Origin of the sequence: Idiomarina sp. UBA4520 (genome assembly GCF_002388365.1) — a bacterium.
Classification (GTDB): Bacteria; Pseudomonadota; Gammaproteobacteria; order Enterobacterales; family Alteromonadaceae; genus Idiomarina; species Idiomarina zobellii.
The window spans coordinates 208,662-232,601 of sequence record NZ_DGMK01000014.1; the positions used below are offsets into that span (position 1 = coordinate 208,662).

General features: G+C 46.4%; 23 protein-coding genes and 1 pseudogene. 9 read left to right on the forward strand and 15 right to left on the reverse strand.

Annotation, left to right across the window (positions count from 1 at the left end; all coding sequences use genetic code 11):
- Positions 1-6 precede the first annotated feature (6 nt).
- The 7 genes from B3850_RS06830 to B3850_RS06860 are packed head-to-tail and all read right to left on the reverse strand — an operon-like array spanning position 7 to position 4,220.
- Positions 7-360, reverse strand: a complete 354-nt coding sequence (locus B3850_RS06830; RefSeq protein WP_053954248.1) for a hydroxymyristoyl-ACP dehydratase — start codon at positions 358-360, stop codon at positions 7-9.
- Between the two features lies 1 nt (position 361).
- Positions 362-1,714: an AMP-binding protein gene (locus B3850_RS06835; RefSeq protein ID WP_053954247.1), complete on the reverse strand. Its 1,353-nt coding sequence runs from the start codon at positions 1,712-1,714 to the stop codon at positions 362-364.
- Positions 1,692-2,240 carry a hypothetical protein gene (locus B3850_RS06840; RefSeq protein ID WP_053954246.1) on the reverse strand — a complete coding sequence of 183 codons (549 nt, stop codon included), beginning with the start codon at positions 2,238-2,240 and terminating at the stop codon, positions 1,692-1,694. The genes B3850_RS06835 and B3850_RS06840 overlap by 23 nt, the downstream gene beginning before the upstream one ends.
- Positions 2,240-2,491 carry an acyl carrier protein gene (locus B3850_RS06845; RefSeq protein ID WP_053954245.1) on the reverse strand — a complete coding sequence of 84 codons (252 nt, stop codon included), beginning with the start codon at positions 2,489-2,491 and terminating at the stop codon, positions 2,240-2,242. Before B3850_RS06845 ends, B3850_RS06840 begins: the two co-directional genes overlap by 1 nt.
- A 14-nt stretch (positions 2,492-2,505) precedes the next feature.
- Positions 2,506-2,775: a phosphopantetheine-binding protein gene (locus B3850_RS06850; RefSeq protein WP_053954244.1), complete on the reverse strand. Its 270-nt coding sequence runs from the start codon at positions 2,773-2,775 to the stop codon at positions 2,506-2,508.
- Positions 2,717-3,553: a lysophospholipid acyltransferase family protein gene (locus B3850_RS06855; protein ID WP_053954243.1), complete on the reverse strand. Its 837-nt coding sequence runs from the start codon at positions 3,551-3,553 to the stop codon at positions 2,717-2,719. The genes B3850_RS06850 and B3850_RS06855 overlap by 59 nt, the downstream gene beginning before the upstream one ends.
- A complete protein-coding gene (locus B3850_RS06860; RefSeq protein WP_053954242.1) occupies positions 3,543-4,220 on the reverse strand; it encodes a beta-ketoacyl synthase chain length factor in 678 nt (225 codons plus the stop codon). Before B3850_RS06860 ends, B3850_RS06855 begins: the two co-directional genes overlap by 11 nt.
- 80 nt (positions 4,221-4,300) lie before the next feature.
- Here B3850_RS06860 and B3850_RS06865 point away from each other — a divergent pair, with 80 nt between their 5' ends.
- Both B3850_RS06865 and B3850_RS06870 read left to right on the forward strand, forming a co-directional pair.
- Entirely contained in the window at positions 4,301-4,828 is a 528-nt protein-coding gene (locus B3850_RS06865; RefSeq protein ID WP_053954241.1) for a 4'-phosphopantetheinyl transferase family protein, read from the forward strand.
- Positions 4,829-4,889: 61 nt separating this feature from the next.
- The gene (locus tag B3850_RS06870; RefSeq protein WP_053954240.1) at positions 4,890-5,345 is read left to right on the forward strand and encodes a DUF3429 domain-containing protein; all 456 of its coding nucleotides are present in this window, start codon (positions 4,890-4,892) and stop codon (positions 5,343-5,345) included.
- Here B3850_RS06870 and B3850_RS06875 read toward each other — a convergent pair.
- The 3 genes from B3850_RS06875 to B3850_RS06885 form a co-directional block, all read right to left on the reverse strand.
- Entirely contained in the window at positions 5,342-7,564 is a 2,223-nt protein-coding gene (locus B3850_RS06875) for a glycosyltransferase (protein WP_286911560.1), read from the reverse strand. The genes B3850_RS06870 and B3850_RS06875 overlap by 4 nt on opposite strands.
- Positions 7,561-8,625 (reverse strand): lysylphosphatidylglycerol synthase transmembrane domain-containing protein, encoded by a 1,065-nt coding sequence (locus B3850_RS06880; protein WP_286874921.1) that lies wholly within the window; start codon positions 8,623-8,625, stop codon positions 7,561-7,563. The genes B3850_RS06875 and B3850_RS06880 overlap by 4 nt, the downstream gene beginning before the upstream one ends.
- A gap of 85 nt (positions 8,626-8,710) precedes the next feature.
- Positions 8,711-9,385: an SDR family oxidoreductase gene (locus B3850_RS06885; protein WP_286874919.1), complete on the reverse strand. Its 675-nt coding sequence runs from the start codon at positions 9,383-9,385 to the stop codon at positions 8,711-8,713.
- 323 nt (positions 9,386-9,708) lie between these two features.
- Here B3850_RS06885 and B3850_RS06890 point away from each other — a divergent pair, with 323 nt between their 5' ends.
- A complete protein-coding gene (locus B3850_RS06890; RefSeq protein WP_053954235.1) occupies positions 9,709-9,996 on the forward strand; it encodes a helix-turn-helix domain-containing protein in 288 nt (95 codons plus the stop codon).
- 26 nt (positions 9,997-10,022) lie between these two features.
- Here the strand turns inward: B3850_RS06890 and katG are convergent, their stop codons facing one another.
- Both katG and B3850_RS06900 read right to left on the reverse strand, forming a co-directional pair.
- Positions 10,023-12,203: a catalase/peroxidase HPI gene (katG, locus tag B3850_RS06895; RefSeq protein ID WP_286911561.1), complete on the reverse strand. Its 2,181-nt coding sequence runs from the start codon at positions 12,201-12,203 to the stop codon at positions 10,023-10,025.
- 152 nt (positions 12,204-12,355) lie between these two features.
- On the reverse strand, positions 12,356-14,908 hold the full coding sequence (locus B3850_RS06900; protein WP_286911562.1) for an EAL domain-containing protein: 2,553 nt from the start codon (positions 14,906-14,908) through the stop codon (positions 12,356-12,358).
- A 103-nt stretch (positions 14,909-15,011) separates the two neighbouring features.
- Here B3850_RS06900 and B3850_RS06905 point away from each other — a divergent pair, with 103 nt between their 5' ends.
- Entirely contained in the window at positions 15,012-15,647 is a 636-nt protein-coding gene (locus B3850_RS06905) for a class I SAM-dependent methyltransferase (RefSeq protein WP_286876250.1), read from the forward strand.
- Positions 15,648-15,650: 3 nt separating this feature from the next.
- Here the strand turns inward: B3850_RS06905 and B3850_RS06910 are convergent, their stop codons facing one another.
- Positions 15,651-15,899: a hypothetical protein gene (locus tag B3850_RS06910; RefSeq protein ID WP_286876248.1), complete on the reverse strand. Its 249-nt coding sequence runs from the start codon at positions 15,897-15,899 to the stop codon at positions 15,651-15,653.
- Between the two features lie 196 nt (positions 15,900-16,095).
- On the opposite strand from B3850_RS06910, the gene B3850_RS06915 reads away from it, so the two are divergent.
- A complete protein-coding gene (locus tag B3850_RS06915; protein WP_286876246.1) occupies positions 16,096-16,833 on the forward strand; it encodes an SDR family oxidoreductase in 738 nt (245 codons plus the stop codon).
- A 48-nt stretch (positions 16,834-16,881) separates the two neighbouring features.
- Here the strand turns inward: B3850_RS06915 and B3850_RS06920 are convergent, their stop codons facing one another.
- Complete coding sequence (locus B3850_RS06920) at positions 16,882-18,564, reverse strand: GGDEF domain-containing protein (protein ID WP_286911563.1); 1,683 nt, start codon at positions 18,562-18,564, stop codon at positions 16,882-16,884.
- Positions 18,565-18,723: 159 nt separating this feature from the next.
- Here B3850_RS06920 and B3850_RS06925 point away from each other — a divergent pair, with 159 nt between their 5' ends.
- The 4 genes and pseudogenes from B3850_RS06925 to B3850_RS06940 form a co-directional block, all read left to right on the forward strand.
- Positions 18,724-20,064, forward strand: coding sequence for a GGDEF domain-containing protein (locus B3850_RS06925; RefSeq protein ID WP_286876242.1), 1,341 nt, complete (start codon positions 18,724-18,726; stop codon positions 20,062-20,064).
- 56 nt (positions 20,065-20,120) lie between these two features.
- Positions 20,121-22,271 carry a S9 family peptidase gene (locus B3850_RS06930; RefSeq protein ID WP_286876240.1) on the forward strand — a complete coding sequence of 717 codons (2,151 nt, stop codon included), beginning with the start codon at positions 20,121-20,123 and terminating at the stop codon, positions 22,269-22,271.
- Between the two features lie 155 nt (positions 22,272-22,426).
- On the forward strand, positions 22,427-22,843 hold the full coding sequence (locus B3850_RS06935) for a YqaA family protein (protein ID WP_286876238.1): 417 nt from the start codon (positions 22,427-22,429) through the stop codon (positions 22,841-22,843).
- 64 nt (positions 22,844-22,907) lie between these two features.
- Positions 22,908-23,459, forward strand: a pseudogene (locus B3850_RS06940) (MipA/OmpV family protein); the annotation flags it as partial.
- Positions 23,460-23,520: 61 nt separating this feature from the next.
- Here B3850_RS06940 and B3850_RS06945 read toward each other — a convergent pair.
- Positions 23,521-23,940 (reverse strand): endonuclease/exonuclease/phosphatase family protein (locus B3850_RS06945; RefSeq protein ID WP_286911565.1); only part of this gene is annotated, 420 nt, incomplete at its 5' end.

Below are 23,940 nucleotides of genomic sequence, written 5' to 3' on the forward strand. Positions count from 1 at the left end.
AGTCACTTAAAACACCAAACGACCGGACGATAACGCCGTGTCGCCTTTTTTATAGTTAAACGTAATGCAGTCTTTTCGTTTACGCTGTATCACCAAGTCAACGTCGGCACCGGGTAAAATCATATCGTTGAACTTTAACACCTCAACCCGCTGAATGCTGACCGGTGTAGACCAGTGCTGCGATGCCAGCTGAACCACCCAGTCAAGCTGTGTAACGCCCGGAAGAATGGGCGCCGATGGAAAGTGCCCCTGCAAATAGATACAGTCTTCACTCAACCGAAAACTGCCGACTATTTCAGCGTTATCAGCATCGTTCACTCGCTCGCTCAAGGATGAAAATTCCGGTAGCTGCGTTTTCATTTCAGTCATTCCTTGTTACGTCGGTAAAGAGGTTTTGCAGTGCGGCCTGAGTGACTTTTCCGGCATCGTTAATTGGGAGCGCAGAAACATAGCGAAACCGTTTGGGGACCACGACTTTTTCAAAGCGTTGTTGCAAATGATGCCTTAATGCCTGACGCACAGCAAAGCGTCCCTCGCTTTCCAGCGCCTTTCTGCCAGAGTCCGTCAGTATTATCACCAAGCCAATTTCATTGCGTTTACCTTCCAGCAAACAAGCCTTTACCTGACTTACCCAGTCTTGTTGGAGGGTGAAGCGCTCAACTTCATTTAAAGACACACGTTTCTCAGCAATTTTTACCACGGTGTCTTTTCTGCCTAACAAATGAAAGCGACCCTGTTGCTCGATTTTTATCTGATCTTCAGAGATAAATTCATCCTCTGGGTTCGCCAGATGAGGTGATGTCACAGCCAAAACGCCGTGCTCGGTGGCCCGGACTTTAACACCAACAAGCGGGGTAAATGCCTCGCCGCCGTTGTTACGCTGACGCCAGGCAATACCGCCGGTTTCGGTACTGCCATAAACCTCAATAGGAACAACTAAATCATGCTTTTTAAAATCGATGGGGACCTGTTCCGGTAGCGGCCCGCCCGATGAGAAAATGGCCTTTAACGCCTCATTCCGGGCACTCAGCTCGTCCAGATTATCAAGACGTTGTAAGTGTGCAGGGCTACCGACCAATACATGACGCTGACCGTCATCCGCTAGCACTTCGGCAAGCTGCTCCGGATACTCAATTAACTGTGTGTTCACGACCCGACCACTGGCTAACGGCCACAATACCGTAAACAACAAACCATAAATATGTTGATGGGTGACGGTTGAAACTATACGGCTACCCGCTATCAACTCGCCAAAGGTCGCTTCCAACGTCTCAACTTCATTGAGCAGCTGACGAATTGTTTTGATGACCGGTTTGGGCTTACCGCTACTGCCTGATGTGAAAAACGTTAACTGACTGTCTAACGAGCCGCTCAACGTCTGAAGCTGTTGCTGCTCACTAAGGTCTGGTAACTTTGACGGCACCCTCACATCATAACTTTGGCTTAGTTCAGCCAGGGTTACTGGTTTATCGTTCGAGGGTAATACGATATCGCGGCCAAGGCTTAAGAACGCAAAGAACCAAACACTAAACTCGTAGAGATCGCTGCGGTACAAAAGTACTCTGCCAGAGTGGTCGTCCAGCCATTGAGCGGCGCCGCGCACATCATTAAGCCATTGCTGAGCGCAAACGACACCTTGCGGTGTTTGCATACAAGGCGCATTTAATGCCTGCCAGGACAGCTCCCAGCAGTTAGTGTTTGTCTTTAACAACACGACGAACACTCCATTCAATAATAAACAATAAGCCCATCAGCACGTAGGCGATAAATCCGTTATAAAGAGTCCAGATGTCCATATCGCCATAGAGCACCGTGGCCAGTGAAACGGCACCATTCACCAGAAAAAAGCCCACCCAGACCCAAGTGACCTTTTCGGTGTAAGCAACGGCTTTTTCCGATAACTCCCCTTCCATTAAGCGAGCCAGGCGAGTGATGACGGCAGGCTTGAACCATAAAGACAGTAAAAAGACAGTCAGCATTGCTGCGTTCATCCAAACAGGGTAAAGCAATACACTGGTAAGCTGGTCAGTAAACAAGAAGGTGATAGCGACCACAATAAGAACGACTGCTGACACCCAGCTCCTGGGGTTTTTTATACCTTGAATTGCCACTTGTGACACAAGTACGGCAAGCAGGATTAATAGCAGCCCGTCAGTTAATCCTTGCTGCGCTAACCACCAGACTAAAAGTGGGTAGGCAATCAGCACTATACTGATTAACGTGCGCAGCAAGAGTTTCATTATTCGCCGTGAACAAGCTTATAAACTTCGTTGACAACGTCATCTACTGTGCGGACGGCTTTGAAAGCATCGGGGCTAATTTTCTTACCCGTAATTTCGCGTAGCTTAACGACCAGGTCTACCGCATCAATCGAGTCCAAATCTAAATCTTCATATAAGTTGGCTTCTAATGCGATTTCATCCGACTCAATCTCGAAGTCCTCTTCAAGAATCTGGGTGAGTCTAGCGTATACTTCGTCTTTCGTTTTCATCTTTCCCTCGTTCATTAACCGCGATTTGCCGCAACAAAGTCAGCTATGGTATCCACGCTATAAAAGTGCTTTTTTGTCTCCGCCGAATTCGCATCCAGCTTTACATCAAACTGTTTCTTAATGGCTAACCCCAACTCTAATGCGTCAATAGAGTCCAGGTTTAAGCCATCGTCATCGTCGCCAAATAGTGCTGCTGAGTCGTTAATATCGGATACTTCTACATCTTCAAGATCCAACGACTCGATAATCAACTGCTTGATCTCTGTTTTCAGACTGTCTGTCATCTTGTAACACCTTTTCATAAAAATTCTGCAAGTCACGCGTTAAGTGGCGTGCGGCAATACTCAGTTTTTCTTCATCGCGATACGCTTGGGTATCAATTTCTTTTAAATAATGAACAGAAAGTGTTGGTTTTTCTTTAGGCGCCTGATACCACATTTCATTTTTAATCAGTGTGACTGGCGAGCAGTCAACCCAAAGCGCCGTCACCTTCGCTTTTGTGCGCAACGCTAAATGCGCTGCCCCCCGCTGAAACCGAATCTTCTCACCGGGCGTTGTACGTGTGCCTTCCGGGAATATAATTAGGTTACAGCCTTGCTCGAGCGACTCCTGACAGTCCTTCACCAGTTCATCCGGGTCTTCATTACTCAAGTAACCGGTCGACTTTATCACCCCCTTCATAAAAGGGTTTTTCCATAAATGTGACTTAACGACACAATCTGGGTTGGGCACAAAGGAAATAAGCGCCACTACGTCAATAAGGCAAGGGTGGTTCGCAATAATAACCTGCCCTTTCACCTGTTTAAGTTGCTCTACCGCTTTGAAGTCGAAGTTGAACACACCCGTCCACTTCATGACACCAATAAACCAGCGAAACGTTAGTTGCACCAAACGTCTTGCCCGCGCCTGACGCAATTCCTCGTTGCCTGCTGAAATGAGCTTCAGTGCCGGCAGCGCCGTAAGTGATAAAATGACTCCGCCAATACCAAATATGGCAAAGCACAACCCCGTCGCTAAACGGCGCCAGGTTCTGTTAATAAACTTCCAGAGCCTAACTAACATGCCAACTCCAGCTGTTTGCGCCATAGTTTACTACTAAGCGTTGCTTGCCTTGTTCCAGACAATGTTGAAGCTTTTCAGCAACGTCGTAAGCGTCGTAATGTTCAGCAGACTCACGAGACTGATCCAAAATCACTTCGCGACCGTTTTCTCTATCGAGCAAAACCGCCTGAGCGAACGCATGAATAGGCGAGTTTTGCTGTTTTCTATACACTTCAGGCGGTGTTTCGTCAGCGACGACCAACAACACTCTTTCAAACTCATTTGATACTTGTGCAATTGCTTCCAGCCAACCCAGCGGATACGTCTCTTCCCCGCCAGATATCGTTGTCATTGCCTGCTGATTATCGACAGCCATACTATACTGACCCAAAACAGCATTATTCACAGAAAGCCCGAATTGAGTCGGCGATAACACTTCCCCCTGGACTAATGTTCTTAGCAGCTTCTCTGTGCGTTGTAAGTCGCCATGACGTGTCGCCAAAACGACAGGTGTGTTATGTACACCTTTCTCCCGCTCCGCAAGCTCCATTATGGCTGTTACAATTAGTTTTGAATAAGAGCTCAAACGACGTCGCATTGATGCCGGAACCTGTTTTAAACGGTCACGACATTCACTGGTAACTAGGGTACTATCAGCGACAAAGACTTTCGCTTGAGAAGCTCTCATAATGTATTTGTTCAGGTACTCAAAAAAGATGCGGAATAGTACAGAATTTAGCGTCGATTTTCAAAAATATAACATCGTCTATGGTTATCGGATATAGGCTACTCCCTTATGGGTTAAGCCGCAAAGAAACGTCCTTAGAAGCAGGAAAACTGTTAAAACAATTAGTTGCACAAGAAACCGGCGTGTCCTTAGCTGATGTTTCTCTTCAAAAAAACGACAATGGCGCCCCTCAGCTGTCCGTTTCAGGCACTAATGTTTATTGCTCTATTAGCCATAAAAAAAATTTTGTCGTTGCCGCATACTCCGCCGAGTCTCCCATAGGCGTTGATGTCGAGAACCTAGAGTCAAACAAAGATTACAGCCGCATACGCGAGCACTACGCAGACGGCTTTTTGAAGGGAGTAACAACAAAAGAGGATTTCTTTTACCGTTGGACGCTTGCGGAGGCCTACGCAAAGGCGTCGGGCCGGCCGTTATTAGAAGTCTTAGCGCAACCGTTCGAACCTACCGAGAACCTGCATTACACAACGATAAGCAACTTTTTAGTCTGCACCTACGTAGACTCTAATAAGGATAAATTTCAACGACCTAAAGTCATTCTGTTATAGAGTGGTCGTTATTTTTCTTTGCTCTACACTTAAATAAAACACTAAAAAAGACGAGCTCACTATGAACACAGCCAAAAACAAACTGATATACACTCTCGGGTTTCTCGGGCTCATTCCTTTTATCGTTAGCTCGCTGGCTGAGCTTATGCAGGTTGAGTCTTTGTTTGGCATTCAACCACTTGATCTACTCATTACCTACGGTGCGATTATTCTGACGTTTCTCGGTGGTGTGCTGTGGGGCCGAGCGCTGCACAGAGCAGAGAGCGAACCCACTAATGCGCTACTGGTTCTAAGCAATGCTTTTGCCATACTTGCCTGGCTAACCCTATTACTGGACTCATCTGCTTGGTCACTAGGTCTTCAAATGGCCGGATTTGCGACCTTGCTTTTCTTCGAGCAGAAGCTGGCGAGAAGCTCAGCCATGACCTCTTACATGGGTTATTACCGCATTCGCTTAATACTAACGTCAGCGGTAATAGTCTGTGAGCTGTTAGTTTTCTGGAATCATATTCTTTAATTCTTTGCTTCATGATAACGAGCCAGGGTTTCGGCATAAATATGGCGAACATCCTGGCTGAAACGCTCTACTGAATAAGCTTTGGCAAAACTTTCAGCGTTGTCGGAAAGCTCCTTACGCAAGCTCTCATCGTTAAGAATACGCTCTACTCTTTCCAACCAAACCGCTTGCTTAGCGGGCGTTTTATAACCGTTAAATCCGTCTTCCACAACATCATCAATACCACTAGAACGAACCGCAACAACCGGTAAGCCCGCAGCCATAGCTTCCAAAATAACCATGCCCTGCGTTTCAGACTGAGACGCGAACAAAAAGGCGTCTCCTAGCTGATACCAGTTGGCCATATTTTCAGGCGCTACCGAGCCCACCAGCTGAATGGTTTGTGTTAAACCGAGCTCGTCTATTTTCGCTTGTAATCGCTGCTTCTGGTGTCCATCACCCACAATTAATAGCCGGAACGCCTTGTCGGTGTTCTTCTTGAGCTCTGCCAGCGCGTCTATCATAAAGTCGATGTTTTTCTCGTTAGAGAGTCGCGACACGCTCACAAAAACGGTTTCATCTTTTATTTTCAGCCGCTTTTTAAGCTTCTCAACTTGCGCTGGTTCCACGTGCTGAAAGCGGTCGTATTCAATGCCTGTCGGCTGCACATAGGTTGGTGCTGTCACCCCTATCATGCGCAGGTACTCTTCGGTTGAGTCGGTCGGCACAATGACAGCATCACACTTGTTCGCAAATCGGCGCACTAGAAAGTGCGCAATAATATTACGAAACAGAGACCCCGGTAAAAACACAAAGTGCGCGTAATGTTCGAGTCGCGTGTGATACGTATAAACAGCCGGCACTTTCAAGCGGCGAGCCATGTAAACACCCAATGAACCTATCCAAAACGGATGATGCACATGAATAATATCCGGCTTAAACGCTTTAACTTTTTTGCGCACCGCAGACGAAAAGATATTGGCGAAGCGAAATTCACTTTTTTCACCAAACGAGAAAATAGACGGCATGCGTATTACATTCTTTTCTTTTTTTCGTGTTTTCTTGTAACGCGGTGCCACAATGAGCACGGTGTCTTTAAGCTTCTCCAGTCCGCAGCGTAAACGTTCTATTGAAATAGGTACACCACCAATAAACGGCAGGTAGTTGTTGGTGAACATGGCTACTTTCAGGTGGCGGTTTAACCATGGGTCGGCATCAATGTCGTAGTCCGGATAATAATCTTTTCCTATAAAAACAGCGTTGTAGAGCTTGGTGCTGATAACCAGAAACACTGCCACCAACAGAATAAAGTTTAAATAGCCCACATAAAACAACGAGTGAATGAAAAACCAAAAGCTCTCTAGTTGTTTTAGTATCGGATGCTGACCAATCTCCAGTTCTTGAACTGAGTGGTCGACCGAACCATCCGCGTTCACGCTCACTTTAACGTAGTGATAAAAACTCTCGTCCTGATTCAATACCAACCCGCCAGCACCACCGGTCGTAATATAAGGAATGCCTTTGTAGTCACTTTCCGAGTAAATAGATATGTTCGATGAAAACACCCGGTCAACGCCATAATTACTCAGTGTCTGTTGAAGCGCATGACGAAATTCGATGGGCTGTAAATAGTCATCCTCTTCCGCAAGAATAAACTCTTCTGCGGGCTCCATAGGAGGGTGCCCAATAAACACAAACCGATGCTTGGAGTTATCGGCTTTTAAAATCTCGGTCAGCCAACGCAGCTGCCACTGCCAAGGGGTTTTACCGGTGCTGTCGAGGAATATTAAGCGACTGTTCCCGGCTGTAAAGCTGAAAAAATGCGGGCCGTAATGGTCATAAAAACGGAAGCTGCCAAATTCCTCGTATTCATTTTCACCAAACGTCAGCAAGTAAGGCATTTCCAGGTGGGACAAAGTGCCCCGTATCGCTCGGTACTTGTCTTCTCCGCCACTGCTCACTGCATTACCGGCAGATATCAGAAAGTCGATGTTTTCATTATTAAGCATAGGAATAATGCGGCGCTCGAATATTCCTACCGAGTTATTAATGTTGCCGACAACCGCAAAGCTATAACTGTCCTGACCTTCCAGACGAGCACTAATGGCAGCCAGTTGATCGGTGTGTTCCGCTTTAAACTCTGAGGTAACTAAGTTTAAGTAAATTTTATAACCAATAAGGCCAACAATAATGGCGATATTTAAATAAAACAGGATTTTTAAAAGCTTGGTTTTTGTCATGATACATCCTGTTTATGAGCAGATTTAACGAGATACCTTTGCAATACAATTAAACCGACGATCATTCCCAGATAAATCGTCAAAAAGCGCCAGCTGAACGTAACTAATAATAAATGATTATTCGCCAAAATATCATTAAAGAAGCTGCCGAACACACCTTCTGATATGCCTGATGCCCCAGGGGTCGGGGCGAAATACATAATGAAGGTAGTCATCACCAGTAAGCCAAGGCTCACTAAGTAATTTATATCGTAGCCCAGTCCCCACATTAAAAGCGCAGGAAAACTGAATAAACTGATGAGAAACACGGCGGTGAAAAATACCGACAACGCAATAGCTGACTTTGAACCACGGCAATACTCTGCAAAGCTTCGACTAAAACGAAGCATTTCCCGACGAGCTTTGTATTGCCAGCGCTGGTGCCGTGACTCGCTTATTAAGTGCAATTTGTACAAACTGTGAAACAGCTTACTTAACGGGCCAATGAGCCAATGAGCTCTTAGCAAAACAATAGCGAAAAAAGCCAAATAAAGAACAATAAAGACAGCCAGTGCGCCGCCAATGTCACTGATAAAGGCTTCGTTTTGCAAGGGGGGTAAAGTCAGCAAAAACACCGGCGTCAGCGAAAAAATAAAGAAAATGGCCAGCACCGTTCGTATGGTGGTTGCTGCGGTCGCCCTACCAATAGGAACCCCGTGCCTGTGCAAAAACCAAACCTGTGCGAAGCCGCCACCGGTAGCCATAGGAGTAATATTCGAGAAAAAGATATTAATGAACACTAGCTTAGCCATTGCGCTTTTGGGTATTCTGTAGCCTAGCGCTCTTAAGGTGTAATAAAGTCGCAGCCCGTCAGCAGCGAAGTACACTATTAGAAGTAGAATGGTCAGGCTGATAACTTCAGGTGCAAACAGCCGGAAGTCAAAGGTAAGCTCACGGTTAGAAAAGTGATCATAAATGGCGTAGAAACCAGCGGCTGTAAGTGCAATGAACAGCAACGCAAACAAAAGCAGTCGTTTCCCTGACGTTTGGGGCTTTTGCGTATCCTTACTTTCGGTTGTCATTAATGATTCTCCGCCCCTTCGTATCTGCCTGAGATTATGAGGGGGCGGAGAAAGTATGTCAAAACAAGGCGCTAAGACTTGCCCGTTAATATGCCGGCATTAAGAACACTTCACGCACACAGTTACGCGGGTTTGCGTTTATTGCGTACAACACAGCGTCTGCAACGTCATCCGGGTCCAGCTTGTCCGGCTTAGGTTCGTCAAAGAATGGCGTGTTCACCATACCCGGCGCTATGGTCGTGCAACGGCCGTTCCACTCTTTCATTTCTTCGGCTAAGTTCTGTGCGAAACCGTGTACAAACCATTTGGTGGCGCCATACACCGAGCCTTTAAGCGTAATACGTCCGGCAGCAGAGCCGGTCATTAAAAAGTGGCCCGTCGTTTTGCGTAAATGCGGCAAGGTCAGTTTCGCGGTATAAAGAAGCCCGTTAATGTTCACATCAACCATCTGCTTCCATTCTTCAGCGTCACCTTCTTCAGTACCTGGCGTTGAAACACCGGTTCCTGCGTTTGCGAACACCGCGTCTAGCTGACCAAACTTATCAACGCCTTGTTTAACAGCTTGCTCTAGCTCGTCATAGTTACCAGCATCGGCTGCAACACCAACGGCGTTGTCTTCACCAAATTCTTTAACCAGCGCACCCAACTTGTCTTTCCGGCGAGCCGTTAATATCAGCTTCAGGCCTTCCTGCGCCGCTTTGCGCGCCGTGGCTTCACCGATACCACTTGAGGCACCGGTAATTAATAGAACTTTCGACATGCTTCCTCCTGAATCTTACTTAACTAACTCTATTGTACTCATGATCACGAGTTAGCGATCAACTCATCTAGCTGTAAGAAAAAACTCCAATCGACAATGGTGGCTTTCAGCCCGGTTATTATGGTTTCTTTCCATAAAGCATAGTACGCCATTGACTTACCCTGCTTTTAAACCCACAATATATACGCCAGTGACGCACTAATGATATTTATGGAAAGCTTAAGGCAACTACGGATGTTATTTGTTTTCGGTAAGAATGAGCAAGACAACCTTACTGATGAGCAACTCAGTCAGCTAAGGGGAATTGTTGAAAGGTGGTCACAATGAAAAGTGAATTATTTAACGAGCTACTGGAAAGCGTTGAACAAATGGATGAAATTGCTAAAGGCGAAAGGGAGCCATCCAGGGAAGAGTTTATTGCTTCGATACGAATCAAAAACATTAGAAAATCGGTAAAGCTTAGCCAGCCAAAATTCGCTCGTTTAATTGGTGTTGAAGTAAGCACTTTGCGAAACTGGGAGCAAGGTCGTAGAGAGCCGACAGGCCCAGCTCGGGTTCTAATTAAGGCAATTGAAAATGATCCTGAAAACGTAATAAAGGCGTGCCAATAGACACGCCTTTATTCAGGTTTAACCGATTACTTTAAATCAAAGCGGTCGGCATTCATGACTTTAGTCCAGGCTTTCACGAAGTCTTTTACAAACTTCTCCTGGTTGTCGTCCTGAGCGTAAAGCTCTGAATAAGAACGCAGAATAGAGTTTGAACCAAAGACTAAGTCAATACGGTTGGCGGTCCACTTAAGCTCGTCTGTTTTGCGGTCGCGAACTTCGTAGTGGTCACCAGCTTTTTTCCAGACATTGTTCATGTCGGTCAGGTTGACGAAGAAGTCATTCGTTAATACGCCAACACGGTCGGTAAATACACCGTGCTTAGACTCGCCGTAGTTCGCACCTAAAGCGCGCATGCCACCGACAAGAACCGTCATTTCCGGCGCTGTTAAGCCCATGAGTTGCGTTCTGTCGAGCATCAACTCTTCTGCCGGAACTTCATAGTCTTTCTTCAGGTAGTTACGATAGCCGTCGTGCAATGGCTCCAGTGGCTCAAAGCTTTCTGCGTCAGTCTGCTCGTCTGTGGCATCACCACGACCAGGAGCAAACGGCACAGTAATGTTGTAGCCCGCCTCTTTCGCGGCTTTCTCAACGGCTGCCGTACCGCCCAGAACAATTAAATCTGCAATGCTCACTTTTTTGTCCAGAGATGACTGCGCCTCTTCCAGTTTCGCCAGCACTTTTTGCAGTTTTTCCGGCTCGTTACCGTGCCAGTCTTTCTGCGGTGCTAAGCGAATACGGGCACCGTTTGCGCCACCACGGAAGTCTGAGCCCCGGAAAGTGCGAGCACTGTCCCATGCTGTAGAAATAAGCTCATAAGAGGTTAAGCCACTATTTAACAGCGTGTCTTTTAAGTCGGCAATTTCCGCTTCACTCAGGGTGTAGTCCACTTTTGGAATTGGATCCTGCCAAATCAGGTCTTCTTCCGGCACATCAGGACCTAAATAACGGTCTTTTGGACCTAAGTCGCGGTGCGTCAGCTTAAACCAGGCGCGAGCGAACACATCAGCAAAGTATTCCGGATCTTTGTAGAACTTCTCCGCAATTTTGCGGTATTCCGGATCTACTTTCATGGCCATGTCAGCGTCAGTCATAATAGGGTTATGACGAATAGACGGATCTTCCACATCGACCGGTTTGTCTTCCTCTTTAATGTTTATGGGCTCCCACTGCCACGCGCCAGCCGGGCTTTTCTTCAGCTCCCACTCGTAGTTAAACAGCAAATAAAAGTAGCCGTTGTCCCACTTAGTTGGCTCTGTGGTCCAGGCACCTTCAATGCCACTGGTCACAGTGTCGCGACCCATGCCTTTACCGCCACTGTTGCGCCAACCAAAACCTTGCTCTTCAACGTCAGCCGCTTCCGGTTCCGGACCTAAGTTTTCTTCTTTACCATTACCGTGGCATTTACCAACAGTATGACCACCCGCCGTTAACGCGCAGGTTTCTTCGTCGTTCATTGCCATGCGTTTGAAAGTTTCTCGCACGTCTTTTGCCGTGCGCGCTGGGTCCGGCTGTCCGTCAACGCCTTCCGGGTTCACATAAATTAAGCCCATTTGCACTGCAGCCAGAGGGTTTTCCAGCGACTCACGCTCGTCATCAGAGCTATAACGGTTTTTCGTTTCCGCTAACCACTCTTTCTCACTACCCCAGTATGTGTCTTCCTCAGGGTGCCAAATGTCCTCGCGACCACCGGCAAAACCAAAGGTTTTAAGACCCATAGACTCATAAGCCATATTGCCGGCCAAAATGAACAAATCTGCCCACGACAGTTTATTGCCGTACTTCTTCTTGATTGGCCATAACAGACGACGCGCTTTGTCTAAGCTAACGTTGTCTGGCCAGCTGTTTAACGGCGCGAAGCGTTGGTTACCCGTGCCGCCGCCACCACGACCATCGGCCAAGCGGTAAGAGCCTGCCGAGTGCCAGGCCATTCGAATCATTAAGCCACCATAGTGACCCCAGTCGGCCGGCCACCAGTCCTGGCTGTCGGTCATAAGGTCTTTTAAGTCTTGCTTTAATTCTTCTAAATTAATCTTTTTGAATTCTTCTGCGTAATTGAAGTCTTCATCCATCGGGTTCGACTTAGTATCATGCTGGCGCAGAATTTCCAGCTTCAGTGAATTAGGCCACCAATGGGTGTTCGTTTTCTTTTCAGACGTCATGCTGCCATGCATGATTGGGCATTTACCGCCACCGTTTGAGCTACTCATTACGTCTTCCTTTTGTCAAGTGAACTGTTGATTATCGTTGTATTAGTTATAGCAACGGTTTGCTAATGCCTCCAAGGCAACATACCGTTTGCTTTAATAGGTTTTATAGATACAGCTCAAAGAAGGGAAAAGATCGTCATCGGGTGTAGTCGTCAACCGTCAAACTCATTAAGCCACGCCAAAGCCTCTGCTTTCGGCTTAGGTTTTGAGTAATAGTAACCCTGCACCAAGTCACACCCGCGCTTTTTAAGCTTTTCGACGGCTTGCGCATCTTCGACACCTTCCGCAAGCACCTTAAAGCCAAGCTCATGCCCCATATTGATAGTGGCGCGAATAATGGTGTCTTCTTGCTCGTTTTCCTGCATTTTAAGAATAAATGAACGGTCTATTTTTACTTCATGAACGGGAAGTTCATCGAGATAAGCCAGGGAGCTGTAACCCGTACCAAAATCATCGATAGAAATTTTGAAGCCATCTGCGTGCAATTCCATAAGGGTTTGAATGGCAGTTTCTCTATCTTCCATTGCTGCGGTTTCGGTAATCTCCAAAATAAGCACGTCGGCACTCATTTGGCCGCTTTTCACCAGCTCGTCAATTTCTGTAACAAAGTCTTTGTCACGTAAGTTTTCGGCGGAAATATTCACTGACACCGTTATACGCTGACCTAAACTCTCTAATTCTGAGGAAAAATTTGCGGCTTTTTTCAATACCCAGGTGGTAACTTCCCGAATAACTCCCGTTTCTTCAGCGATAGGGATAAATTCGTCTGGTGGAATAAAGCCATACTCAGGATGGGTCCACCGTATCAGTGCCTCGAAACCAGCACATTTATTAGTTTTCAAGTCAATTTGAGGCTGAAAGTATAGCTTGAGCTGGTCGTTCTTAAGGGCGTTTCTTAATTCTGTCATTAGCGTCAGTCGGCGCGGGCTGTAGGAATCCATTTCCGCACTGTAAACGGTGACTTGTTGCTCGTTTGGTAGATTATGACCATAAGCGATAAATGCATGTCTCTGTAGCGTTGATACATCCATTCCCGGCTCGCTAAATGCACAGCCTGAGCGTACCGCAAACTCAATAGACAACCCTTTAAACTCTATAGGTTCGTGTAAGATATCGGCAAGCTTCTGGACAAGGCTGAGCGTTTCTTCCCGACAAAGATCTTTAAAAATACATCCAAAAGTCACCGTTTCAATATTTGCTACGGCAATATCGTCTTTTCTGTCCAGCCGCACAATACTTGAAATTTCCGCCGCCTCTCTGCTCAGACGACTAGCCACAGTTTTTAGTAAAGTTTCGCTGCTTTCATGGCCCAGAGTCTTGTGGTAATCGTTGAAACCTTCTATGTGCCAAAGCCCTATTGCTAAAGACTCATGCCCACTACGCTGCAAATGCTTACTTAAAACCTCCTCAAATACCTGCCGGTTACACAAGCCAGTCAGTTGATTACGCGTCGCGCTACGCATCATTTCACGCTCTGTGTCGCGCTGCTTCTTCAACGCGTCAAAGCGCGCTTCCTGCGCCCTCACCTTATCGTTACGGTCTTTCTGGAAGCGATCAGCAAGGGCATACGCCATTAAAATAGACTGAATACTGGCCCCAGTTGGAATGCTGTATTGAGACGCCCCCGGTATGACTATTATTCCTAGCTGGTTCAGTATGGTAACCAGGCAGCCCACCAACAGTGCCGCCCAGGAAATGGTAAACAAACGCGCGGTCTTAGTCCCTTTTGACCATAACCGAATGCCCGTCCATAACGTCAGCAACGTCACAGGCACCGACAGCCCAACGCCAAACATTGTTGCCAACCGATACGGCAAAATAAACGCTGATATAAAAACCAGTAAAACAACGAGCGCTGCTATGCGGTACGCCTGATACCAGCGTTTATGGCGCTGTCGCAGATTAAGGTAGTCACTTGAGAACCACAGCATCATAAAGAGTATAAAAGGTACGCTGGTCAAAATGACGTATTCGTGCGCCAGCGGAAAGCCAGGAATTACATACTGGAAAAGAACCCCATGCATAGCTGCCTGCAACGTTAGCAAGCCCAATATCGTTAAGCTAAAGAGTAAATAAACACGCTCTCTCATTAGCAGATACAAACCGAAGATGAAGATAATAAGCATCAACTGAGAACCGTAATACACCGCCCGGTAGGTCGCATCTTCATTGCTGTACTTTATATAAGCGTCGTTACTCCAAAGCCGAGTAGAAATCTGGTGAGAACTGGCAGATTGCACCCGAAAGTACACCTCACTGACTACGTTCGGCGCTAACTCGACGGGAAAAACGAACGTCCGTCCATGAATAGGCCTGTCATTGTAGCGTCTTCTGTCCCCTGTCGAGTAATGCGTAGCTCTACCATTCGTTTTGACGTAAAAGTCGATTTTATCCAGTAACGGGTAGGTTATTTCTAGCAACCTTAACTGCGGTGAGTCATGATCATGCGTCAGTTTTAAGCGATACCAGTACGCGTCACTGATATAGCCCTTATTGTAAGAGCCCCCTACTTTTTGCCAATTCAACCGCTGCAATTCTTGTACGATATTGCTGGCGTTTAATTCTCGCTCCTCTTTCCACTCATAAAGGTGAGCGTTTAAGTTAATGATTTCCTCGTCGGGACTGATAGTGACAGGCTGGGCATTGGCGTTCAAGCAAAAAAAGCTCAATATCACAGCAAGCACAAAGCGTCCCTTCATTGTCATAAATCTCCCTCGTTTTGCCTAAGCGCTTAATATTTAGCCTGTTAACTTTTTGTTAACTAAAGTCTATTTTTGACAAAACTTCAAGTTCTCATACCATAAGCGCATGAACTGCATCTTATGTCACTCACCTTCAGCCTTCTTTTGTGAAGACAAAAAGCGCTCTTACTTTCGCTGTACTGAGTGTGACTTAGTCTTTGCCTCCCCCGACAGTTACCTGGACGCTAACGATGAAAAAACGATTTATGACTTTCATGAGAACGACCCTAATGATGAGCGCTACCGCCAATTTCTAAACCAGCTTGCAACACCCCTTCTGGATAAACTTTCGGTTGGTATGGAAGGTTTAGATTTTGGCTGTGGACCCGGTCCCGTTCTTAACCTGATGATGGAAGAACATGGTATGAGTATGTCGGTATACGACATTTACTATGTCCCAGACAAGAACAAGGTGACTCGTCAATACGACTTTGTGACCAGTACGGAAGTTGTCGAACATTTCTATAACCCCAATGAGGCCTGGCCCCAACTGGTTAGCTTAGTCAAACGTGGTGGGTGGCTAGGTATTATGACATCCATGTTTACCAGAGAATCGCCCGAATTCTTTAAGTCATGGCAATATAAAAATGACCCTACCCATGTCAGCTTCTACTCGCCCAAAACCATGCATTGGATAGCCGAACAATTTGAACTAAACATTGAAGTATTGAGCAATAGAGTTGTTTTATTCGAGCGGCGCTAGTTATTAGCGCCACAAACCAAATAGAATTTTCTCCGAGCTATTCGCTAACATTATGATCGCTAGCACAAACCAAGTTCCCAATACCCACCAAAACGCGGTCCAGGACATCCAGGCAAGCTCCAGAAACAACAAGTCGAAGACACCCACAACCAGCATCGACAGTAAAATTGAGGGCAAAAGCACGAGAAAGATGACACCCAGTGCCAAAGGAATAGCGCTAAGTGTTTTTAACCAATTAATGAGGCGTTGCATATGAACTTACTGTTAATTAAAAGTGTCCGCAAACGTACCTCGCATGCGCGGATATATCAACTTAAAACGCAGCGTTTGCCGGTTCGACAAGTTTTATAAGCTCGACTACACTTTTGAGTAAAAGAGCCTTCCAACTAAGTAATCCAAACACAGCTGAATTCGTAGGTATAAGAACAGTTTAAAAACGGAGAATGTTATGTCTGAAGTAGCAGAAAAAGTAGTCGTTATTACCGGCGCGAGTAGTGGCTTAGGTGAAGCTACCGCAAAAATGCTGGCAGAGAAAGGAGCTAAGTTAGTGCTGGGCGCACGACGCGAGAAACGGTTACAACAGCTGGTTAATGCCATTACAAGCGATGGTGGTGAAGCCATTTATAAGACCGTTGACGTCACTAAGCGCGACGAGGTAGAAGCCTTAGCCAACGCAGCGCTTGAGAAATTTGGGCGCATTGACGTACTGGTCAACAACGCCGGTCTAATGCCGTTGGCGCCACTGGATGAGCTTAAAGTGGACGAATGGGAGCAGATGATTGATGTGAACATAAAAGGTGTCATGTATGGTGTTGGCGCTGTGTTACCCACCATGCGCAAACAGGAAAGTGGTCACATTATCAATTTATCGTCAGTCGCTGGCCACGTCGTATTCCCCGGCGCCACGGTTTACTGTGCAACCAAATTCGCTGTTAAAGCGATTAGCGAAGGTATTCGTCAGGAATCTAATGGCCAAATTCGCTCAACCAACATTTCGCCGGGGGCAGTAGCCACCGAGTTGACGGATCATATTTCGCATAAAGATGCGAAAGAGATGGCAGATGATTTATACAGCGATGCCATTGATTCGGACTCGATAGCCAGGGCTATTACTTTTGCTATTGAGCAACCCGGTGAGGTTGATGTGAATGAAATGGTTATTCGTCCTACTAAGCAAGAGCTATAAATAAACGATAGGGGCGGTTAAACACCGCCCTTCTTTTTAGCAAAAAAATTATTTGTCAGTCGACTCAGATAGGCTTTCGTCAGCCAAAACAACTTGATTTCGGCCTTTCGCTTTCCCTTTATACAAAGCCCGATCCGCTATTTGCAATAAATGCTCCTGATCGACAACTTGCTCTGAAAGACTCACCAACCCAAATGTCGCTGTAATGCTTATAACATGGCTCTCATAGCTAACTTCTAACCCTTCAATAAGAACCCTTATTTTCTCAGCCACTTTAAGCGCTTCATTTTCATCGGTTTCAGGCAGCAGTACGGCGAATTCTTCTCCCCCAACGCGAGCAAAAATATCTTCCTCTCGGAGCTCTGACTTTACTGTAGCAGCAACTTCGGAAAGAACCTTGTCGCCCGCTGCATGGCCGTATGTGTCATTTACTCGTTTAAAGTGGTCAAGGTCGAAACTTATCAGCGAAAGGGGCTTTTTATAGCGAGAGTAGCGGTTAAACTCTCTATCCATCGCTTTATTAAACGCCCGCCGATTCCCTATTTGCGTTAAAGGGTCAATAACAGCTTGTTTCTCTAATTTTAACTCTAAGTTTTTTTGTTCGGTAATATCACGAACCGTTCCAATCAAGGTAATACCGTAGCTCTGTAATTCGGCCAGTTCATGCACCCAGATCAGGCTGCCATCACGGGTGGCCATTCTGTGCTGAACATCATGGATGCCTGTCTTCTGAGCTCTCTCTTCACTACGAACAACGGATGGCATGTCTTTCTCGGGAACCAAGCTCCTAAAAAATTCGACAGATGGCTTTAGCTCACTCGGTTGATAGCCCAGAATTTCATAAACCATATCCGACCAATAAAGCTCACCCGACTCCATATTGGCTTCCCAGTGACCCGTCCTTGCGATTCTCTGAGCCAACTTTAAGTTGGCTTGGCTTTTTTCGAGCTCTAGCTCAAGGTTTTTACGTTCAGTAATATCGATGATCATGCCATACCAAAGCGTTGATTCATCAATACCTGATTGCGGCCTAGCGTGCCCGAAAACCCATCGAGTCTTACCAGAGTGAATAACTCGATACTCACAAATCCAGTCAACACCTTTTTCAGCCGACTCAGTAATTGTCTTTGCTACGCTAGGCAAGTCATCTGGATGAATAACCTCAAACACCGATGATGCATCATGTTTAACAGCTTCCGGTGCAACACCGTAAATGTGACGTAGTCCTTCACTGGCAAATGGAAAGCATGAGCTGCCGTCAGGATGCTGCTCATATTGATAGACCACACCAGGTAAGAGATCGGCAAACGCTTCAAAACGCTGGCTAAGTTCTTTTAGTCCACTAATATCGATATGGGTGCCAACCACCCACTCCGGTTTACCATCGGCGGTTCGGGAAACAAGTTTTCCATAGTCCCGCACCCAAACCCAATGCCCATCTTTGTGACGCATCCGAGCTTCACATTCGTAAAAGCTGCGTTTGCCATCAAAGTGTTCGTTCAGAATTTTATCGGAGACTTGTCCATCTTCAGCGTGGACGTACTCTAGCCACGTCTCGATAGAAAGAGGTTTTAGCCCGTCTAACGTATATCCAATAATCTCAGCCCAGCGCTCGTTAAAGTAGCACTCTCCGGTTTGCACATTCCATTCCCATGTTCCTGCTTGAGTCGCTTCAAGCATCATCATGAGACGATCGGTCAATGGAAGGTTTTGATATTTTCCGTAGGGCATCTGGAACCTTGTTTAAAACATAGCCTAATAAGTATCTCAATTTTTTTATAAACTTCACCCATACTTGCAGGCTGGAATCATGGTAAATTTGAGTTTAAATACGCTTGAGCTTCTCACAATGCAGTGCCAGCTTAAAATTTGTTAAGGATAAGGTAATAAATGTTTCTTGATCAGCTAAAACAGGATTACGCCGTCACGCTGAATAGTGTGGCTCAGTCAACCCGTCAACAGATCGCGAGAAACGTCTGTCAGATTAAAGCGGAGCTAGCTGAATCTTTTTATGAGGTGATGCTTTCTCATAAAGAAGCTTCTCAGTATTTAGACAACCAAGTTGTACAGACTCGCCTTAAAAGCTCACTCCAAACTTGGCTCACAAAGCTCTTCGATCCAAATTTGGGAGAGGAAGGCCTGGATAATACCATTCAGACCCAGCTGCACATCGGCGAGGTACACGGGCGAATTAATATCCCCGTACATTTGGTTTCAAGGGGCGGCAGAGTGTTGAAGCAGGAATATTTAAATCGACACGCTCCATCAATTGAAGAATTTAACTTCTTTTCGCAGCTTATCGATACAGCGTTAGAGATCATGTCAATTGCGTATCATAAAAACAGTGAGCGAAATAGCCGAGAAGAAGAGGCATACCGACTGTTCTCAATTACCCAAAATATCGGTCGCGAGAAAGAGTTTCAACGCGCAGCATTGCTGGACTGGGAAAATGAATTGCTTTATTCATATGCTGAAGCCGATGGTAAAAATAACGTCATGCGCATTACACAGTCCGAATTTGGACTCTGGTTCCGTCACAAAGGGCTACACGCCTTCGAGGGAGCGCCTGAATGTAACCAGGTGCTGGAGCAAATGGAGAATATCGATAACAAACTTCTTCCGACGTTAGAAGGTGATGCACGCCCGACCATCAAGTATATACGCGAATTACGGGCTGCGTTGAAAAACGTGCTTTATTGCGTTGATAGCCTGTTCCAAAGAAGTGAAGAACTAGAGGCAGGAAAAGACGTTCTTACCCGGTTACTTAACCGTAAGTTTCTGCCGGCCGTTATGTCAAAGCAACTTGAGATGGCGCGACGACGCGGAGAAAAATACGCCGCACTCATTATAGACGTTGACCACTTTAAGAAAATTAATGATACCTATGGTCATGACAACGGCGATCGTGTTTTACAGCAACTGGCTGTTTTACTGACGAATACCATACGAAGCGGGGATTATACGTTTCGGCTCGGAGGTGAAGAGTTCATGGTCTTACTCGTCGATGTTGATGAGAAAAGAGCGCAAATGTTAGCGGAAAAAATACGAGCGGCCGTTTTCAAAGAAAGTTTTCAATTATTAGACGGACAAACAATAGACGTCACCGTCAGTATCGGTATCTCCGTTTACTCTGGTCATCCGGACTACCAGTATGATTTGACTCGCGCAGACGAAGCGCTTTTCAAAGCGAAGCAAAGCGGTCGAAATAGAGCGGTTTTAGCGACCGGGTAATGAACCGACTGCTACCTAACTTAATTAAAAAACAACAATCACAAAGAGAAATTCCAATGCATAGACGACAAGCACTTTATATTGCCTTTTTGGGTGCGGCTTTCCTCCAGGCATGCTCACCGGCGAGCCAAAGCTCTCGCTCTGACAGTGTGCAAGCCCCTGTCGCAGAAAAAATACCGTACGAAATGACCATTCATGGTCATACTCGCATCGATAACTATTATTGGATGCGAGACGACGAACGCAAAGATCCTAAAGTTCTCCGTTATCTCGAAGCTGAAAACGAATATGCAGCACAGAAACTGGCTCACACAGAACAGCTACAGCAAACGCTATTTGAAGAAATGAAAAGCCGGATAGCGAAGGATGATAATTCAGTACCCACACGCGACGGCGAATATTTTTACTCGACTGAAATGCGTGGCGACAACGAATACCCAATTTACGTTAGAAGCACCGACTTCGAAGGTACTGACAAGCAAGTTCTGCTCGACGTCAACAAACTTGCTGAAGGTGAAGACTATTACTCGCTAGGTACACTCGCTATAAGCCCAGACGACAAAGTGATGGCCTACAGCGAAGATACGGTCAGTCGCCGCATGTATCAGATCAAACTTAAAGATATGGAAACAGGTGAACTGCTTCCTGACCAGATTAAAGACACGTCAGGCAGTATTGTCTGGGGCAACGATGGTCAGCACTTCTATTACATTAAAAAGGATCCTCAAACCTTATTAGGCTACCAAGTTTACCGCCATACACTCGGTACCAAGCAACAAGAAGACGAACTCGTTTATGAAGAGAAGGATACGACCTTCTATACTGGCATAACCAAGAGCAAAGACGATTCGAAAGTTTATATTATTCACGATGCCACAGAGTCATCTGGGGTTTCGCTCATTGACGCAAACGATCCAAACGCCAAGCCTGTTGAGTTTGTGCCAAGAGAAGATGGACTGGAATACAGCATTGCCAAACACGGCAGCGACTATTATGTATTAACCAACTTGGACGCCGTAAACTTTCGTCTACTGCGCGTAAGCGCAAACCAGATCGGCGACAAAAAGAACTGGGAAGAAGTCATTCCTCACAAAGCCGATACTCGCCTGGAAGATATTGAATTGTTCGACGAGCATTTGGTTTACAAACAACGCCAGCGCGGTCAAACTCAGGTGTTTGTTCGCAACCTGGATACCAATAACGACCAACAACTAACCTTCCGCGACCAAGCTTACACGCTTTACTTATACGGTAATAATGAGCTCGACAACGACTCGTTACGCCTTTACTACACCAGTATGACGACCCCAGGTAGTCATTATGATGTCAGTCTTGATAGTTTAGATAAGACACTATTAAAACAGCAACCTGTACTTGGCGACTTTGACGCCGAAAATTATGCCTCTGAACGCTTATTTGTGACTGCCCGTGATGGCGCAGAAGTACCGGTAACGTTGGTTTACCGCAAAGATAAGTTCAACAAAGATGGTACCAACCCGCTGTATCAGTATGGTTATGGGTCTTATGGCTCTACCTCTGATCCCAGCTTTAGCAGTAACCGTCTAAGTTTATTAGATCGCGGCTTCGTTTTTGCTATTGCACATATTCGTGGTTCACAAATGCTTGGCCGCCCTTGGTACGAAGACGGCAAAAAACTAAACAAGAAAAACACCTTTAATGACTTTGTCGATGTGACTAAAGCTTTAGTTGAGCAAGGTTATGGGGCAAAAGACAAAGTATTTGCCATGGGCGGAAGTGCCGGCGGACTACTGATGGGCGCTGTCATTAACCAAGCTCCTGAGTTATATCGGGGTGTTGCAGCACACGTACCTTTTGTCGATGTTGTCACCACCATGCTGGACGAAAGTATCCCGCTAACCACTAATGAGTTTGATGAGTGGGGAAATCCTAAAGAGAAAATGTACTATGACTACATGCTGTCTTATTCGCCTTATGACCAAATCAAGAAGCAAGATTACCCTAACCTTTTGGTGACCACAGGCCTGCATGACTCTCAGGTGCAATATTTCGAGCCAGCGAAATGGGTTGCTAAGCTGCGCGACTACAAAACCGATGACAACTTATTGCTGTTCAAAACAGAAATGGAAGCTGGTCACGGTGGTGTTTCGGGCCGTTTTGCACGGTTAAAAAACACGGCGCTGGAGTACGCTTTTTTCTTAGATTTATTAGAAAAAGAAAAGCGTTAGCTGGGTCTTTAGTTAGACAGGGTATGGCCGCTTATGAACTGCGGCCTGCCCATTGCTGAAGCTGCGACGCAGACATAACACCCACCTGGCGAGCAACCTACTGTTCGTTATACTTTTTTTGACGGATGTAAGCTACTCAAAATAACTATGGCCCAATGTACTTAAGTATATTTCTAACGGCGTTTCTCGCCGCCACAATACTACCCGCGCAGTCTGAGTTTGTTGTCGCGGGTGCTCAACAGATGGGTTACAACATTTGGGCGATATGGTGGCTGGCCTCAATTGGCAATACGTTAGGGTCTGTGGTGAATTACATTCTGGGCCGATTCCTGGTGCAGTATCAGGATCGTCGCTGGTTCCCGTTCAAACCTAAATCTCTGGAGCGTGGTCATCGCTGGTTTGAGCGCTTCGGTAAGTGGTCTCTCCTTATGGCCTGGGCCCCATTTATTGGCGATCCTCTTACCTTTATTGCCGGTATGCTTCGACTCACCTTCTGGCAGTTCTTGATTCTGGTCTTCGTCAGTAAATCGGGTCGTTACGCTATTTTGCTGGGCATTACGCAACTGTTCTAGTGCGCGGCAAGTATAAATTGCAGGCCTGTGATCTAAGTACAAAAACTTTGCGGGTGAAGCTCTCGGATGGCGAGGTTTGCGCGCCGAGCACTGGCTTTTAGAGGCCGCCATTGGCTTCGATGAGGGCCGTGAAGAGAATGATTCCGAGGACGGCTATTTGGATGGGCTTGGTGACCAGGACGAAGGTGCTGAACTGGTGCTGCAAGCGCGTCGTGCGCTCGATGCCGATTGGCGCTATTGGTTGGTGAGCCGTGTTGTCGCCAGTGATGAAGGAAATCTGGCGCTGTTCGGCGTCGGCCGCTGTTTTGGCGAGCAAATGGACGGTACCGGCTCTGAAATTAATGTCGTGGCCACTTTTCACGACAGCGAGTACGCCAACAAAGGTTTTGGCATAGACGCGGGGCAAGCTGCGGCATCGGGCTTACCGCAAACGTCAATGAGTGGCGGCTTACGCTCAGTTGGCATTGACTACAACTATCGCCACTACATCAATGATAACTGGCAGCTCTATGGCGAAGCCTTGTTTGAATATTACAGTAGTGAAGTTCGCGATAGCCCAATCGCTCGTAGCAATTACGAGGCCGAAGTCGGCTTTGGATTTATATACATATTCTAAGGAAAGTGAGCTCTGCCGCAGGGGCTCACTTTTTTTGTGGTAAAACGTTAGTTCTGAGTCGCTATAGTCTGAACCGCGCATAAAGCGGGTTGTGATCGGACACGTTACTGGTATCAATAGCTAGTGTTTCTTGCAGTGTGAGATCCCGGTAAAAGATGAAATCAAGAGGATGCTGTCGGTAAGTCTTAACATGATGTGGGTCAACCATAATTGCTTGCCGAAGACCCACACTTCGACAGAACTGCAGCAAGCTTAGCCGGCGCTGGCGGCTCCACACGTTAAAATCACCCGCTACAATAAGCGGTCCTTTATGTTCTAGTATTTCTTCTTTGATGAGCTCTATTTCTTGGGAAAATTGGTGCGCACGAACAAAGTTAATCGCGTGAACATTGACGACCAGCAGTGAGCCGCCCTCTGCCAGCGAGTGATGAGAGAGCATGTAACTTTTATGAGTTGCGAACATGCCTTCGCGCTTGCTGCT